Origin of the sequence: Planococcus donghaensis MPA1U2, from assembly GCF_000189395.1 — a bacterium.
Lineage (GTDB): Bacteria > Bacillota > Bacilli > Bacillales_A > Planococcaceae > Planococcus > Planococcus donghaensis_B.
On the sequence record NZ_AEPB01000010.1, the window covers coordinates 15,557 to 31,977 of the forward strand.

At 37.9% G+C, this 16,421-nt stretch carries 14 protein-coding genes; 6 read left to right on the top strand and 8 right to left on the bottom strand.

Annotated elements, in window-relative coordinates; translation table 11 throughout:
• The first annotated feature begins 1 nt into the window (after position 1).
• The 5 genes from GPDM_RS02910 to galU all read left to right on the top strand — a co-directional run bounded on the left by GPDM_RS02910 (position 2) and on the right by galU (position 6,195).
• The gene (locus GPDM_RS02910) at positions 2–1,510 is read left to right on the top strand and encodes a lipopolysaccharide biosynthesis protein (protein ID WP_008428800.1); all 1,509 of its coding nucleotides are present in this window, start codon (positions 2–4) and stop codon (positions 1,508–1,510) included.
• A gap of 39 nt (positions 1,511–1,549) precedes the next feature.
• Entirely contained in the window at positions 1,550–2,926 is a 1,377-nt protein-coding gene (locus GPDM_RS02915) for a UDP-glucose dehydrogenase family protein (RefSeq protein ID WP_008428801.1), read from the top strand.
• Positions 2,901–3,935, top strand: coding sequence for a GDP-mannose 4,6-dehydratase (locus GPDM_RS02920; RefSeq protein WP_008428802.1), 1,035 nt, complete (start codon positions 2,901–2,903; stop codon positions 3,933–3,935). Before GPDM_RS02915 ends, GPDM_RS02920 begins: the two co-directional genes overlap by 26 nt.
• Before the next feature lie 246 nt (positions 3,936–4,181).
• On the top strand, positions 4,182–5,213 hold the full coding sequence (locus GPDM_RS02925) for an acyltransferase family protein (RefSeq protein ID WP_008428803.1): 1,032 nt from the start codon (positions 4,182–4,184) through the stop codon (positions 5,211–5,213).
• A 106-nt stretch (positions 5,214–5,319) separates the two neighbouring features.
• Positions 5,320–6,195: a UTP--glucose-1-phosphate uridylyltransferase GalU gene (gene galU, locus GPDM_RS02930; protein ID WP_008428804.1), complete on the top strand. Its 876-nt coding sequence runs from the start codon at positions 5,320–5,322 to the stop codon at positions 6,193–6,195.
• An 86-nt stretch (positions 6,196–6,281) separates the two neighbouring features.
• On the opposite strand, the gene GPDM_RS02935 is transcribed toward galU, so the two are convergent.
• From GPDM_RS02935 to GPDM_RS02970, 8 genes are all read right to left on the bottom strand, one after another.
• Entirely contained in the window at positions 6,282–7,457 is a 1,176-nt protein-coding gene (locus GPDM_RS02935; RefSeq protein ID WP_008428805.1) for an O-antigen ligase family protein, read from the bottom strand.
• A 228-nt stretch (positions 7,458–7,685) separates the two neighbouring features.
• Positions 7,686–8,345, bottom strand: a complete 660-nt coding sequence (locus tag GPDM_RS02940) for an L-fuculose-phosphate aldolase (protein ID WP_008428806.1) — start codon at positions 8,343–8,345, stop codon at positions 7,686–7,688.
• Between the two features lie 10 nt (positions 8,346–8,355).
• Positions 8,356–9,138, bottom strand: coding sequence for a DeoR/GlpR family DNA-binding transcription regulator (locus tag GPDM_RS02945; RefSeq protein WP_008428807.1), 783 nt, complete (start codon positions 9,136–9,138; stop codon positions 8,356–8,358).
• Between the two features lie 16 nt (positions 9,139–9,154).
• Entirely contained in the window at positions 9,155–10,195 is a 1,041-nt protein-coding gene (gene mtnA / locus GPDM_RS02950) for an S-methyl-5-thioribose-1-phosphate isomerase (protein ID WP_008428808.1), read from the bottom strand.
• A complete protein-coding gene (gene mtnK / locus GPDM_RS02955) occupies positions 10,192–11,403 on the bottom strand; it encodes an S-methyl-5-thioribose kinase (RefSeq protein WP_008428809.1) in 1,212 nt (403 codons plus the stop codon). The genes mtnA and mtnK overlap by 4 nt, the downstream gene beginning before the upstream one ends.
• A gap of 15 nt (positions 11,404–11,418) precedes the next feature.
• Entirely contained in the window at positions 11,419–12,432 is a 1,014-nt protein-coding gene (locus GPDM_RS02960; protein WP_008428810.1) for an ABC transporter permease, read from the bottom strand.
• Positions 12,433–12,434: 2 nt separating this feature from the next.
• The gene (locus GPDM_RS02965) at positions 12,435–13,940 is read right to left on the bottom strand and encodes a sugar ABC transporter ATP-binding protein (RefSeq protein WP_008428811.1); all 1,506 of its coding nucleotides are present in this window, start codon (positions 13,938–13,940) and stop codon (positions 12,435–12,437) included.
• A 48-nt stretch (positions 13,941–13,988) separates the two neighbouring features.
• Positions 13,989–15,068: a sugar ABC transporter substrate-binding protein gene (locus GPDM_RS02970; protein WP_008428812.1), complete on the bottom strand. Its 1,080-nt coding sequence runs from the start codon at positions 15,066–15,068 to the stop codon at positions 13,989–13,991.
• A 910-nt stretch (positions 15,069–15,978) separates the two neighbouring features.
• On the opposite strand from GPDM_RS02970, the gene GPDM_RS02975 reads away from it, so the two are divergent.
• Positions 15,979–16,386, top strand: coding sequence for a hypothetical protein (locus GPDM_RS02975; protein ID WP_008428815.1), 408 nt, complete (start codon positions 15,979–15,981; stop codon positions 16,384–16,386).
• Positions 16,387–16,421: the final 35 nt, after the last annotated feature.

Consider the following 16,421-nt stretch of genomic DNA (forward strand, 5'->3'; position numbering starts at 1 on the left):
AATGAAAAATAATAATTTAACAACAAATACTGGGCAAGCAGTAAAGTGGTCTACTATAACAGAATTCGGAGCAAAAATAATAATTCCAATAACTAATATGATTTTAGCTCGTTTACTAGCTCCTGAAGCTTTCGGGGTTTTAGCAACTGTAATTTTAGTAACGAGTTTTGCAGATATGTTATCGGATTCAGGTTTCCAAAAATATTTAATACAGAAAGAATTTAGGAATATAGAAGAAAGAATTCAGAGCACAAACGTTGCTTTTTGGACTAATTTCATAATTTCTATATTTCTGTGGTTAGGAATAGTATTCTTTAAAGATCAAATTGCAATAATGGTAGGAAATAGTGAATTGGGTTGGGTTATAGCAATAGCAAGCATTTCGATTCCATTAACTTCTTTGTCCAGTATTCAAATGGCGGTTTACAGAAGAGATTTAAATTATAAGCCGTTATTTTATGTCCGGATAATAGGGGTGCTAATTCCATTTTTTGTAACTATACCGCTTGCGTTATTAGAGTTTAGTTATTGGTCGCTTATTGTTGGCATGATTATTGGGAACTTGTTTAATGCTATTTTACTAACTTATAAATCTGATTGGAAACCTCAAATTTATTATAGTTTTGGTTTGTTAAAGAATATGTTCTCCTTTAGTATGTGGTCATTATTGGAATCCTTTTCTATTTGGTTAACCACGTATATTGGAGTTTTTATAGTAGCTAATACATTAAACAGTTATTATTTAGGATTATATCAGACTACTATAACAACTATTAGTGGTATTTTGGCTATTATAACTACTGCCACTACTTCAGTGTTATTTTCATCACTATCACGGTTACAAAATGATGACAAAGAGTTCTATGAAGTTTTTATGAAATTTATGCGTCTTATATCGATGGTCATGTTACCTATGGGGGTAGGTATATATGTGTATAGAAATTTAATCACTGAATTGTTACTTGGTAGTCAGTGGGTAGAAGCAAGTCTCTTTGTGGGACTGTGGGGGTTAACAAGTGCAATCACCATAGTTTTTGGACAGTTCTTTAGTGAGATTTATCGAGCCAAAGGTAAACCGAAATTGTCGGTGCTTGTACAATTATTACATTTAGTATTTTTAATACCTACTTTAATGATAACTGTTAACTATAGTTTTGAAGCTTTAGTTTATGGAAGATCTATAATAAAATTACAATTAATTGCTGCTAATTTAATTATAATGCATGTAGTTTTTAAATTTTCTTCACTAATTTTTATCAAAAATACCCTTCCAGCAATTTATTCCTCTTTTATAATGTTTGGAATAGCTAAATTATTAATGATGGTGAATAGCAGTTACTGGTGGGAAATTAGTTCAATAATTCTTTGCATAGGTACATATATAGCACTTATTATACAATACGATCAACCTCGGAAAGAAATTATAGCCATATTTAAAGTTGTCAACAATAAATACTTAAACAAAGTTGTACATATTTTAGAAGGTAAGAAACTTTTCAAATTACTATAAAACTATAGATAGAAGAATACAACAAAAGGTGGGGTTAGGGTGTTTAAAATAGCAGTGGCAGGAACAGGATACGTGGGTCTAGTAGCAGGGGTATGTTTTGCTGAAAGAGGACATCAAGTAGTCTGTGTTGATATAGATGAAGCAAAAGTGAACTTGATGAGATCAGGCACATCACCGATATATGAGGCTGGACTAGAAGAACTTATGATGAAAAATTATGAGGCAGGTAGAATAGAGTACACAACTGATTATAAATCAGCTTATAAAGATGCAGATGCAGTATTTATCGGTGTAGGTACTCCGGAAAATGAAGATGGCTCTGCAAATCTCTCATATATAGCAACGGTCGCTCGTCAAATTGCTGAGACTATTGAAAAAGATTGTTTAGTTACAGTAAAATCTACTGTGCCAGTCGGAACGAATGATAAAGTAGAGCAATTTATTCACGATTTCTTGATTAATGATGTAAGAGTAGAAGTAGCTTCAAACCCTGAATTTTTAGCACAAGGATCTGCTGTGCATGATACGTTGAATGCAAAACGAATTATTATAGGTACAGAAAGTGAATGGGCAGAGAATCTTTTGCAAAAAATTTATGAGCCATTTAACTTACCAGTTGTCTCAGTAAATAGAAAGTCGGCAGAAATGATTAAATATGCTTCTAATGATTTTCTAGCATTGAAAATTTCTTACATGAATGATATTGCGAACCTTTGTGAATTGGTTGGGGCAGATGTTGAAGATGTTGCTAAAGGTATGAGTTTTGATAATCGTATTGGCGGTGAATTTTTAAATGCTGGCATTGGTTATGGTGGATCTTGTTTCCCTAAAGATACTAAGGCACTTGAGTATTTAGCTACACAAAATGGTTATGATTTGAAGACTGTAAAAGCTGCCATTGATGTTAATAAAGCACAAAAAACATTAATGTATAAAAAAGCAAGTAAACGACTAATTACATTTAATGGACTAAAAGTAGCTGTACTTGGGTTGACTTTTAAGCCAGGAACCGATGATTTAAGAGAAGCCCCCTCATTAGAAAATGTACCTTTATTATTAAAACAAGGTGCGGATATATTTGCATATGATCCAATAGGGACTCAGAATTTTGCTAAAGTCTTTCCAGAAGGCAAAATTGGCAATGGAAGTATAAAGTATGTTTCAAACCCAGAAGAAGCTTTAGAGGGTGCGAATGTATGTTTCATTTTTACTGAATGGAACGAAATCAAAGCGATAGCGGTACAATCATACAAAAAAATAATGAGAACACCTCTGGTTTATGATGGTCGTAATCTTAATGATGTCGAAGAGATGCAACAAGCTGGTGTAGAGTATTATTCAGTCGGCAGAGCCTCTGCAAATAAAGATGCGCTTAAGGAGTTGAAAAAGCTTGAATTACAAGCCGTTAAACTCTAAGAAAAGTTACTTGATAACCGGTGCCGCTGGCTTTATTGGTTATTATCTTTCCAAACAGTTATTAGACTCTGGTTGTAAAGTAATGGGAATCGATAATCTTAACGACTACTACGATGTCAAATTAAAATATGATCGTTTAAGTCAATTAGAGTCTTATGAAAAATTCACTTTTATTAAAGGGGATATTGCTGAAAAAGAATTAATAATGAGACTTTTTGAAGAATATAAACCGAATATTGTTGTAAATTTAGCAGCTCAGGCTGGTGTAAGATATTCGATTGAAAACCCAGATGTCTATATTCAAAGCAATATTATTGGTTTCTATAATGTTATAGAAGCTTGCCGTCATTACCCGGTAGATCATTTGTTGTACGCTTCATCTAGTTCAGTATATGGAGCAAACAAGAAAGTTCCTTTTGAAGAAACAGATTTTGTAGATCACCCAGTATCATTGTACGCCTCTACAAAAAAATCGAATGAATTAATGGCTCAAACATATAGCCATCTATATAATATTCCTGCAACGGGACTTCGATTCTTTACCGTTTATGGGCCACTGGGACGACCTGATATGGCTTATTTTGGATTTACAGACAAACTATTTGCAGATGAAGAGATAAAGATTTTTAATAATGGGGATTTTGAAAACGATTTGTACCGCGACTTTACTTATGTAGATGACATTGTGGAAGGTATTCAGCGTCTTTTAATTAATCCGCCGAGTAGTAAAGCTGGTGAAGTTCCGCATAAAATTTTTAATATAGGTAATAGTAGCCCAGAAAAGCTAATGGTATTTATTAAAACACTTGAAAAGTGTTTAAGCAATAGTTTAGACAGAAAAATTGAGTTTAAAAAGAAATTTGAACCAATTAAGCCTGGGGATGTTTCTGCTACTTATGCTTCCACTAAATTATTGGAAGAAGCTATTGGATTTAAGCCGAAAACATCTATAGAAGAAGGACTGCAGAGGTTCACAAACTGGTATTGTGAATATTATGGGAAAATATAAAAAAATCACAAAAATCTTATTTTATACTACTTTAATTATCCAATTAGTTTTAAATATGAATTATTAATTATTAATGAAATTAATTGAAGTGTTTCATATTAAAAAGTCAATTCAGTTTCTTTGAATTATTTCGGAATAAAGAAATTTTATATCATCACTGTACATATGTAACACACCTTATAAGGGGGATGGGGTTTTAAAAAATGGTATTAGAAAAAATTTATTTACAAAAAAGGCTGTGAATTGATGAAATCTAAAGGACGATTAGAAGAACTAGATGCTCTAAGAGGATTAGCAGCCTTGGCAGTAGTATTTTTTCATTATACTACTAGATATGAAGAACTTTTTGGACATGAAAAAAGCTCTTATATTAGTTTTAAATATGGAAGCTTAGGTGTAGATTTGTTTTTTATGATTAGTGGTTTTGTAATCTTTATGACGATGCTACGAACTAAAAGTATTAAAGAATTTGCACAAAAAAGAGCCTTAAGACTGTATCCTGCCTATTTAATAGCAGTTATATTAACGTTTATACTCGTTAAGTTATATGGATTAGAAGGTAGAGAGGTTTCTGTATTCGAGGGCATTTTTAATCTTACAATGTTACAAGGCTTCATTCCAGGAATAAAACATGTCGATGGTGCATATTGGAGCCTGACAATTGAAATTACTTTTTATATATTAATAGGTTGCATAATATTTTTTGGTCTTAAGAAGAAAATATTCGCAGTTTTATCAACCTGGTTAATAGTATCATTTCTAATTCAAGAATTTTATATATTAACAAATGGACAAATTATATTTAAATTCTTATTAATATATTTAATATCATCATACAGTCACCTTTTTATTGCTGGAGTCATGTTTTATTTAATTAGAGAAAAAGCAGAAATTAAATATTACTTAATTTTGATAGGGTGTTTAATAAATCAATATGCATTTAATGACCTTATACCTAGCCTTGTAACTACATCTTTCTTTTTCATCTTTTTCTTAATGATAAATGATAAATTGAATATACTAAAAATCAAACCTCTAGGATTTCTAGGTGCTATCTCATATAGTTTATATTTAATTCATCAAAATTTGGGTTACATAGCAATTAATATAATGGAGAGAAATGGTTTGGTCAGTGAAATTTATTTATTAATTCCAGTGGGTATATCTATTATTATTGCGACATTCTTAACATTCTATATTGAGAGACCTATTATTAAATACTATAGTATAAAAATGAAGAGAAATGTGAAAATAAAAGAAGTGATTTCTAATATTTAGATTTTTCGTTTTATAATAATTTATAAATTAGGTTGTTTTATCAGTGAAGAATCAAAAAGTGTTCCAAAATAAAAGAGAAACATAGAAAACTTAAGTAGGTGCAAAAATGAGAGTAAAAAAAGCAATTATCCCTGCAGCTGGTCTAGGAACACGATTCCTTCCTGCAACTAAAGCTATGCCTAAAGAAATGTTACCAATCGTTGATAAACCAACAATTCAATACATAATTGAAGAAGCCATTGCTTCTGGTATTGAGGATATCATTATCGTTACAGGTAAAGGCAAGCGTGCAATTGAAGATCATTTTGATCATGCATTCGAACTTGAAGACACATTGATGAAAAAAGGTAAGATGGATATGTTGGATTCTGTATTAGAAACGTCTAAAGTAGAAATTCACTTTATTCGTCAAAAACAGCCTCTTGGTTTAGGTCATGCGATTTGGTCAGCTCGTAAGTTTATTGGTGACGAACCATTTGCTGTTTTGCTAGGTGATGATATTGTTGAAAATGATGAGCCATGTTTAGCTCAATTGATGAATCAACATGAAGTAACAGGCAAGAGTGTGATTGGTGTTCAACAAGTGGCTGAAAAAGACACTGACCGTTATGGTATTATTGATCCTGTTTCAATAGACGGCAAATTGATTCAAGTTAACAAGTTTGTTGAGAAACCAACAGCCGGAACAGCCCCATCAAATTATGCAATCATGGGTCGCTATATATTAACCCCGGAAATCTTTGAATACTTAGGTCAACACCAACTAGGAGCAGGTGGAGAAATCCAGTTGACGGATGCAATTCAGAAGTTAAACGAAGTTCAGTCAGTTTATGCTTATGACTTTGATGGGCAACGTTTTGATGTCGGAGAGAAGTTCGGTTTTATCGAGACGACGATTGAGTTTGCTCTAAAACGTCCAGAATTGCGTGAGCAGTTATTGGAGTTGTTTGAGAAAAAGCTTCAAGAGTCTACAGTTAAGTAAATAATATGAAAAATGCCTTTCCAACTTTTTGTCGGAAAGGCATTTTCTTTTGTAATAAACATCATGTTTTTTTAAGACTATTATGTTTATTTACACTGCCTGCTGCTACACTGAAGGGGAGATTTTCTGAGTAGGAAAGCTAGGATGATCCACATTAACAACGAAATGATTTCGAATTTATAAATCAGGTGTCCTTCGAACACTTGCAAAAATAGGATAGCGGTAAAATAGCCTATCAGGATTCTGTACTCAGTATCCATAATATTCGCTTTTCCGGTGGCCCATGCTATTGAAAGAAGCAATGCTGCTACTAAAATGAGTCCAATAAAACCAGCCTGATAAAAAACTTGTACATACAGATTGTGCAAATAGCCACCAAGATCTTGGAATTCATTATTGATGCCTAAACCTGTCCAAAATGCGTTATTCTGTAAAACAGCTTCTACTGCTTCATTCCAGATTCGATCTCGCCCTGAAAAGAAGTTTTTCCCCGTCACCTGAATGCTGAGGTCATTTAAATTTTCACCAATAGATGTATGTTTCAAATAGACATAAATACCAGTGACAACCGGACTTAAGAAGATTAACGCGGCCATTAGTTGGAACGTAAAACGAGATATATATTTGATTGTAAAGAAAACAATGATGACGATAATAAATGCCATCATGGCAGTTCGAGATGTAGCTGTGAACAATGTGACGACCAACAAAACGGTCGTATATAAATTCATCACTTTCAGGATGATATTCTTTTCATGGAGATTGATCAAGTAGAAGAACAATAGCAAAAAAGCGATGATACCGTTTGAATTTGCGGCAATCAATTTATTGATAGACAACAGGGTTGGTAAAAAGAAAATATTGGCGTAGATAAAAGTAAAGACAATCCACATCCGTTTATCTACGATTCTGTTTTTGAAAGATATTATAGCTATAAAAAGTGCAACAATTAAAAGGAAATAGGCTATGTATTCAAGTTTTAATGGTTCGCCACGGTTGATATTTAAGACATAATAAGTGGTGAAAAGGAGCAGTGGGACAATTACAATCCAGTTGATCTTGTAGCTAATTAGCTTTCGGTCTATCAGCATATGGTAAAGCAAGACAATGGATAAAATAATGATTGGGAAGATCAATGATTGCTTACTCATGAAATGGTGTACTGCAAATTGCATTCCCATAAAAAGTAATACAGTAAATATACTAGCCGTTGCAATAACTTGTGCAGCAGTCTTAATTTTTGTCGATTCCAATTTTTTCATCTCAACCTCAATTTTGCAATCAGCAATCCGTTTTCGATTTGAAAGCGGGAATCCTGAATCACATATCTGCTAGTATGTAATAATCTCTCTTATAGCAGAAAGGCCAGATGAAAGTTCTTATATCAGGGGATCCTCATATCATCTATGTACTAGTTTTTTCTTTATATTACAAAAATGCCGCTCCGATTATTATCGGAGCGGCATTTTTGTTTAGAGAATTTTATTGTATCAACTCTCAGCCTTAATTTCCTGCTGCCCATAAGACTTAAACTTCTGAGCCATAAACTCCATTTCTACTTTATCTAATATGACCGGTGTGCCAAGTGACTTCGCTCGGTAATATATCTCGCAGCAATGCTCAATTTCTTCAGCTACGGTAAAAGCATTGACCAGTGAATCTGATCCCGCAAGCAAGCCGTGATTCGCAAGCAATACTGCTCTTCGGTCTTTCATAGCTTTAAATGCATTTTCAGCCAACTCTTTTGTGCCAAAACTCGCATAGTCGGCGCAACGAACGTTTTCACCTGCGTGGGCAACGAGGTAGGAAACGGCGGGCAAATCCCAACGCAGCGATGCTAAAGTTTTCGCGAACGAGCTATGTGTATGGACGACAGCGTTAATGTCTTCACGTTTTTGATAAAAGATGGCGTGCATTGACCATTCGCTTGAAGGTTTGCATGTGCCGTCAATGATGTTGCCGTTGAGGTCAGTGATAACGATGTCTTCTGGGTTTAGTTGGTTATATGGGATGCCGCTCGGGCTAATAGCCATATAGCCGGTTTTTCTGTCAAAGACACTGATGTTGCCACCGGTGCCTTTAGTTAAGCCGCTTGATAGTAGTTTGTTTAAATAGACGATGATGTCGTTTCGTTCTTTTTCGAGTAACATCGGTTCACCCCTAATCTGCTAAATATATGGTTGTGCCGCTTTCTTGAAATCTCTCGATGCAAGTAGTTTCGGCACTTGTCGGGTTTTCGGGTTTGTCGGTAATAATGGTTTGGATAGAGTTTGACGGGCATACTTGGAAAAAGGCGACGGTGTCGAGTTTTGTATGGTCTGCTAAGACGATGACTTGATTTGATTTTCGGATCATCGCTTGTTTGGCTTCGCCTTCATCGATCGTGGCATCGGTCAGCCCTTCTTCAAAGCTAATGGCTTTACTGGAGATAAAGCATTTGTCGATATTAATCGACTGCAAGTATTGCGATAGCGACCCACCAATTGTCGATAGCGATTTGCCTCGAACGTAACCGCCAAGCAAAATCACGGTAATGCCTTTTTCGCTGGCGAGTTCGACCGCAATAGAGATATTATTCGTGACGACTGTAAGTGATTCAAAACCTTTGAGTCGTTTGCTGACTTCAAGGGCAGACGTGCTAGCGTCAAATGCAATGACGTCACCGTTTTCAATGAGTGACACGGCGACAGATGCGATTTGTCGCTTTTCGGTTAAATTGGTGGATAACCGCTCGTCCACTGTCCCTTCGTATACTTTCTTGGTACTCAGTTTCGCACCACCAAGTACGCGTATCAGTTCGCCTTCTTTTTCAAGCTTTTCTAAATCACGGCGAATGGTCATTTCAGATACGTTGAATTTTTGACTAAGATACGACACTTCTGCGTAATCTTTTTTTTCAAGAACGGTTAGGATATTTTTTTGGCGTTCTAGTGGGACTGACATAGGCGAAACCTCTCTTTTAGGCGAACAGTTTTTTGAAATTCTCTTCAAAAGGAGCGTGGACAATTCCTTTTTCAGTGACGATGGCAGTGATTAAGTTAGCAGGTGTCACGTCAAACGCCGGGTTATAGGCTTGAACGTCTTTCGGCGCTGTCCATTTTCCTAAACTATTAATAATTTCTTCGATATGGCGTTCTTCAATGGGAATCGCCGAACCGTCTGGCGTGTCCATATCAATAGTTGGTGTTGGTGCTGCGATATAAAACGGCACGTTATAATGTTTCGCGAGTATCGCGACACCAAGTGTGCCGATTTTATTGGCGGTGTCGCCATTCGCTGCGACTCGGTCACAGCCGACAATGGCCGCTTGAATCTTGCCTTGCGACATGACCATCGCAGCCATACTATCGGTAATAACCGTGACATCAATGCCCGCTCGGTGCAATTCAAGTGCCGTAAGAGTCGATCCTTGCAAGCGAGGGCGCGTTTCATCTGCGAATACTTTTAAGTCCCAGCCTTTTTCTTTTGCTAAGTAAAACGGGGAAGTGGCAGTACCGTATTTTGATGTCGCAAGTGCGCCTGCGTTGCAATGGGTTAATACGCCATTGCCATCTTCTAATAGCGTAAGTAAATGTTCGCCGATTTGACGGTTAATTTCTTCGTCTTCTCGGTGAATTTTTTTTGCTTCTTCGAGTAAGATTTCTTTAATCGTTTCGATGTTATCGCTATCTAGACTTAGAGCGCACGTCATCATGCGGTCAATGGCCCAAAACAAGTTAACGGCTGTCGGTCTAGACGTTGCTAAATAGTCACGGCTTTTTTGAAGCTGTTGTTTGAGTTCTTCAGGCGTGCCTTCAAAATCACGAATGCTGAGATATATGCCATATGCAGCTGTAACCCCAATTGCCGGTGCGCCTCGAACTTTCATTGTGACAATGGCATCCCACACGCTTTCAATTGTGGTGTAGCGATCATAGGCTATTTCATTTGGTAAAATGGTTTGGTCTAACAAGACCAGTTCATCATCTTTCCATTCGATTGAGACTAACGCTTCAGTCATGAAAAATCCTCCTTTAAGTCGTGCAACACTCGGACAAAATCTTCACCCGTTTGCAAGGTGTCGCGTTCTAGTATGAAACGGTTGGCGATCTGAATGCATAGTTTTTCAGCTTGTACGTGTTTTGTGTGTTCAAGTTCTGTAATGTCTTTTACTTGAGCGAGTCCAACAATGCGACGGTTCATTTCTAAACCGGCCATACCTGCGGAATCACTCAAGATATCTTGTAAGTAAAAGTCCATAAAGGCATCAGATTTCACAGCGAACAATTCGAGTGCTTCGCGTTTCCAAACCTCTTTGAATTTCGCTCCGAACAAGTCGATCGTGTCGCGAATGGTGTCTTCGATCCACCGGGTAAATTCATCTTGTTGTTGCGCTTGGCCGTTGACCCACGAAAAGCTTAAGTTGGCGATTACGTTGCCAACGTCGTATCCAATCGGACCGTAAAAAGCGAACTCAGGGTCGATGACTTTTGTTTCGTTTTCGGTAATGAAAATCGATCCGGTATGCAAGTCGCCGTGAAGTAAACTTTGTGCTTTTGTTAGGAATAAATATTTTAATTTGGCCACTTCGAGGTGGAGTGGTTTATTGTCATAAAGCTGCTCTTGGACAAATTGGGCGTTTTCGCTTTGTACGATATTGCGGTTATTTTGATTAAAATAAGGTTCTGTAAAAACGAGGTCTTCCGAGATTTCGCATAGTTCGGGATTGATAAAGTTTTTGACAGTAGCTTTTTTCACTTTATGTTCCATGACGACGTCTGTTGAAGGCAGTAAGTTTTCCGCCATATAGGTTGAGATGTGTTCAGCGAAGTGGGGGAAAATGCGATGCTCCATTAGCGCGGCACGCATAATGGTAAAGTCGCCTAAATCTTCCATCGCGCAACAACTCATGACTTCGTCAAACAAGTAAATTTCCGGTACAAGTTCAGGTGTTCTCTCAGCTGCAAGTTGCAAGGCTCTCGTTTCAATTCGAATGCGATCGGTAGACAGTTTAAAGTCTTCTGAAATACGCGCTGTGTGACCAGCCTGTTTAATAATAACAGATTTACCGCTATCCATATCTTTCACGCGAAAGACGTAGTTTAAATTGCCATCGCCAATTTCTGTAGCTTCTAACTGGGTGGCATCTCGCATAAAGGAAATGTTTTCTTTAACGTACGATTTGATTTCTTCTGTATCCATTAAAAAGTAAGTTGAAAACAATGTCATCTGATTCCCCTCCGATTAATTTTTACGGCGTGTGTAGTAAGTGGAAGCAAGTGCGAGTGCCAGTACCGCGCCTTTAATGATGTTAAGCGAGTAATAAGGCACTGACATCATCACCAGGCCGTTTTCCAATACTCCGATTAACGTAGCTCCAACGAGTGTGCCAATAGCATTGGGTTTGCCTTGACCGGCAAAAGAAGAACCGATAAATGCGGCCGCAACTGCAGGCATTAAGTAACCACCACCAGCATTAATCTGCGCGGAACCAATTTGAGAAGCGAGTACGACACCGCCAAGTGCTGCTAACAACGCGGAAATGATGTAAGCGAGTGTCCGGTAGCGGTTGACGGGAATTCCGGACAAGCGAGAAGCTTCAATATTGCCGCCTATCATATACAAATAACGGCCATGTTTTGTGTGTTTTAAGAAAAAGTAAACAGAAGCAACAACGATCAACATCAAAATAATGATGTAAGGCGTTTGACTAAGAAGCGAAAACACTGCAGGAATCGTTCCCGTCGTAGGTGTTCCGTCTAGTCTCGGCATCCCAACACTGATCGAGCCACCACCCGTATACGTCATTGCGACGCCTTCAATAATAAACATCGTGGCGAGTGTGGCGAAAAGATCCGGAATTTTAATTTTCACGATTAAAAAGGCATTAAATAAGGCAACACCAAGGGCTAACAGTAAAGCGAGCGCAATCGAGACACCGGTCGGCAAGCTATACCAAACGAAAAAAGAAACGACTAGTGAGTTTGCTAGTGTGGCAGTGGATCCAATCGATAAGTCAAAGCCGTTAACGGTTAGGGATACTGTCAAGCCAATGGCGATGATGGTCACGATGGAAATGCTTCGCATAATGTTAATGATGTTCGAGCTGGTCATAAACTGGGGGACAGCGAGTGCAAAAAACACAATAAGGGCAATAATTGCGATCACAGTTCCCCAATTGTTGATAAACGTTAATGGCTTTTGCCAAGGCGATTCTTTTTTTAAGGGACTGTCCATTTTCATCGCGCGTTCTTCCATGGTTATCGACCTCCTGTTGAGTAAAACAAGATTTCTTCTTCATTTGTATTTTGGGTTTTGAGTTCTTTGACGATTTTGCCGTCGTACATAACGTATATGCGGTCAGTAATGTTTAAGATTTCGTTTAGTTCGCTGCTGGCGTAAATGATGCCTTTGCCTTCTTCTGCAAGAGAGGTGATTAAGTCGAAAATATCGCCTTTTGCCCCCACATCGACGCCTTTTGTTGGTTCGTCGAAAATCAAAATTTCCGCATCGGTAAGCAGCCATTTGCCAACAGCGACTTTTTGCTGATTGCCCCCACTTAACAACGCAACTTTCTGGTTTTCAGAAGGGGTTTTAATGCCAAGAGAAGCGATAATCTTGCGTGCGCGCTCGCGTTCTCGTTCTGGTTTTAAGACAGAAAAGGGCAGTGTGAACTTTCTCAAGCTCGCCGCTGTTAAGTTGGCGTAAACCGGTTCATCTACAAGCACGCCTTCTTTTCTCCGTTCTTCGGGCACTAAAGCAAAGCCGTTTTTCACGGCATGCGTGGGTGACTGGTTACGAACCTGTTTATCTTTTAAATAAATAGTTCCGCTTTGGAGAGGATTCTCACCGAAAATTGCTTTGCACAATTCGGTTTTCCCTGCTCCGACAAGTCCTGCAATGCCAACAATGTCATGTTCGCGTACTTCTAAGGAAACATTTTTTAAAAACTGAGCTTCGTCAGTTAAGTTATCGATTTTAAGATACGTATTACCAATAGGTACTTGGTGCTTTTGGTGTTCTTCGTTAAAGCTTTTGCCAAGCATCAGTTCAATGACTTTTTTCTGCGTTAAGTCTGAAACTGTTTCGGTAGTGATCATTTTTCCATCTTTCATAATAGAGATGGTCTCGCAAATTTCAAATAGCTCGGGCAAGCGGTGAGAGATAAAGATAATGCCTAATCCTTGATTGACACTCAACTCGCGAACGATTCGGAACAACTCAGCGGTTTCACGGTTGCTGAGAGGAGCGGTTGGTTCGTCGAGAATAAGAAACTTGCGTTCGTGAACAATGGCTCTAGCAATCAACACCAATTGTTTTTCAGCAAGTGACAGTTGGTTGACTCGTTTTCTCGTGTCGATATTAACGTTGAGTCGTGCGAGTGTTTCACCTGCTTTTTTATGGAGGTTTTTCCAGGACACTAACGCTTTTCCTGACATTTCATTGACCATTTCATCAAGCATGATGTTTTCTGCCACATCTAAATAAGGAATCAACGCCGTATCGACTTCTTGGTAGACAATGTCGATGCCGTATTTTTTAGCGTCTCGTGGTGACTGAATGTCGAGTAGTTGGCCGTCTAGAAAAACTTGACCGGTGTAATGCGTATATGCACCGGATAACACTTTCATCAATGTCGATTTGCCAGCGCCATTGGCTCCGATTAATGCGCGGATTTCGCCAGACTTCATCGAAAAATCAACATGTTGCAGCGCTTTAACGCCAGGAAATTCAATTGAGATGTCTTGCATATCTAAAGTCGTCATCATATCCCTCCAATCAAAAAGAGAGGGGGAGAGCCCTCTCTTTATGGATTACTTTTTAAACTCAGTTCGCAATTCATCCATCCAAGGCTCGTTGTGCTCATCTGAAACGCCCCAGCCTTCAACGATTTCATCTAAGTTGAACATCGTTGTATCGTCTTGTAGATCAGATTGTTTGATCAAGCGCGCTTCGAGGTTATAGCTTTCAGGTGTTTCGTCACCCGCTAGTTTTTTCGCAAGCAAACGCATATTCATTTGACCGATTAAGAATGGATCCACAGCAGCTGTTGCGATCCAGTTGCTGTTTTCTTCACGCATTAAGTTAATGTCTTGGTTTGACACGTCAATTGAAATCAGTTTGATGTCGTCTCGATTATTGTCTTTCATCGCTTTGTAAGCGCCTTTCGCCATTTCATCCCATGATCCCCAAACCGCATCTACTGTTCCTTCTGGGTACTTCGCTAAAATCGCGTTCATTTTACTCGAGATATCGCCTTGAACGTCTTGCATGTTTGTCGGTCCAACTGTTTCAAGTGTTTCAATTTTTCCTGCGTCTTCATATTGTTTGTAAATTTCTTGGCGGCGGTCTAACGGGGGAACCCCAGGACCGAACCACAATTTGATGACGCGTTGTTTGTCACCAAGTGCTGCAATTTCCCCAAGAGATAACTCAGCTAATTTGTGGTCGTCTTGAAAAGTTGATGTGACGCCTTCTAGTGTTTTCCCATCTTTTTCAGCAACGGTATCAAACGTTACGACTTTCATGCCTTTATCTAAAGCGGGTTGGATCATGTCATACGAATAATCAGCTTTCCCGTGAGAAATGATCAAGCCATCGTAATCTTGTTGAATCGCTTGAGCCACTAACTCTTGGAATTTTGCATCGTTGTTTTCAGAAATCATGGTATCGACTTCAAAACCAAAGCTTTCACCTTCTTGGCGGGCCCCATCTAAAAATTGTTTGGTGTGATCGTCCGAAGGCAAGTTTCGAATAATAGCAATTTTGATACCGCCTTGAACTCCTTCAGGAACATTCTCTAACTTTGTAGCCGTAGCTGTATTCGTATCTTCAGAGTTACAAGCACTTAACACCAACACCAGTGACAAAAGCAAAAAGATCAGTTTCTTCACGTAAATCCCCCTCTTTTTGTAATTTTTGAACACTTAATGTTCAAAATAAACATCTTATGTTTGATTATAAACATTATGAAAGCGTTGTCAATAAGTTATCTGAATATTTATTTTTTTATTAAATTAGAGAATACTTAGCTGTAACAGAGCAAAAAAAGAAGGATTGAAGTATGCATTAGTGACTGGTTTAAAGCATCTTCCAATAAGCGAAACGATTTATTTGATCTTAAGTCGCGTACCTGGAAAGGAACAATTTTACATACTCACTACAGTTCCATGGCAAAGAAACGCCATTCTTGTGAACAAAAGGTACCAAGGCATGGAGTTTTGCTGTTTATGCAAGAAGTGGAGTAGTTATAAATGGTGTGGTCCCCTAAAAGTAGGGGATATTTTATATCTAGATGGTTGCTTCAACAATTTAAAAGTTAAAGAAATGATAAAATATAAATATCTGAATTTTCTGTATTTTTTAAAACTGTCATGATAAAATTTATTAAAGGTTGCTGATATTGAAGAAGAAAACTTAAAAAATCTGCACATAACTAAGAAAGAAAGTTTTGACGGATGATTAGCTCGTGAAGATGCACTTAGCGAATTATAAAGTCACTAAATTTAGTGAAAGGTAAGAGGAAATATCATTATATTCTTTCGCTGTACCTTGAAGAAAAATACTTGCAAATTTTAAAGGTAAAATTTTTGTTTACAGTCTAAGTGATAAGGAGGCGTAAAAGGATAGCTATAGGGTACCGCATATGCACTTGAAAAAGAATAACGGGACCGTTCGTATCGAAAATCGTGGATTAACCGTTTCAGCGAGTAATTTGCAGAGAGCCATTTCTTACATGTCACCCGAACGTTGAAACAATGAAAGTTCGCTTGCAGAATATTCTAATGGAAAAGAGGGAGCAGCATGGACAACTGGTTTACCGATTTATACGGTAAGGATGCTTTTAAGAAAATGTTGGAAGAGTTCACAGAAAAGGAACTGTGGGATATTAATATTGATGGAAAAGAGTTAAGAGTACGGATTAGTCAGCAAGAAGGAACACTGAGATGCGACATTTACGACCAAGTTACAGGGGAAGTAAGCGACCGTATCATACCCGTCGGCGGGTTCTCGCTAGAACAGCGAGAAAAAATTTGTCAGCAAGCTATGGAAGCGGCAGAAGCTGGTTTACCCATAATGTGGAAAGAAATCATCTCGCCGATGATTCAGGGATACTGGGATGATGAGGGATGGGACGTCATTAAGGTACATGACATAGACCGTAGCAAGATCGACCCGAACTATCGCAACTATCTTAAGGAAGAGAATTAAAAATTTGCCACCCTGGGAAAGAAGATATTCTATAG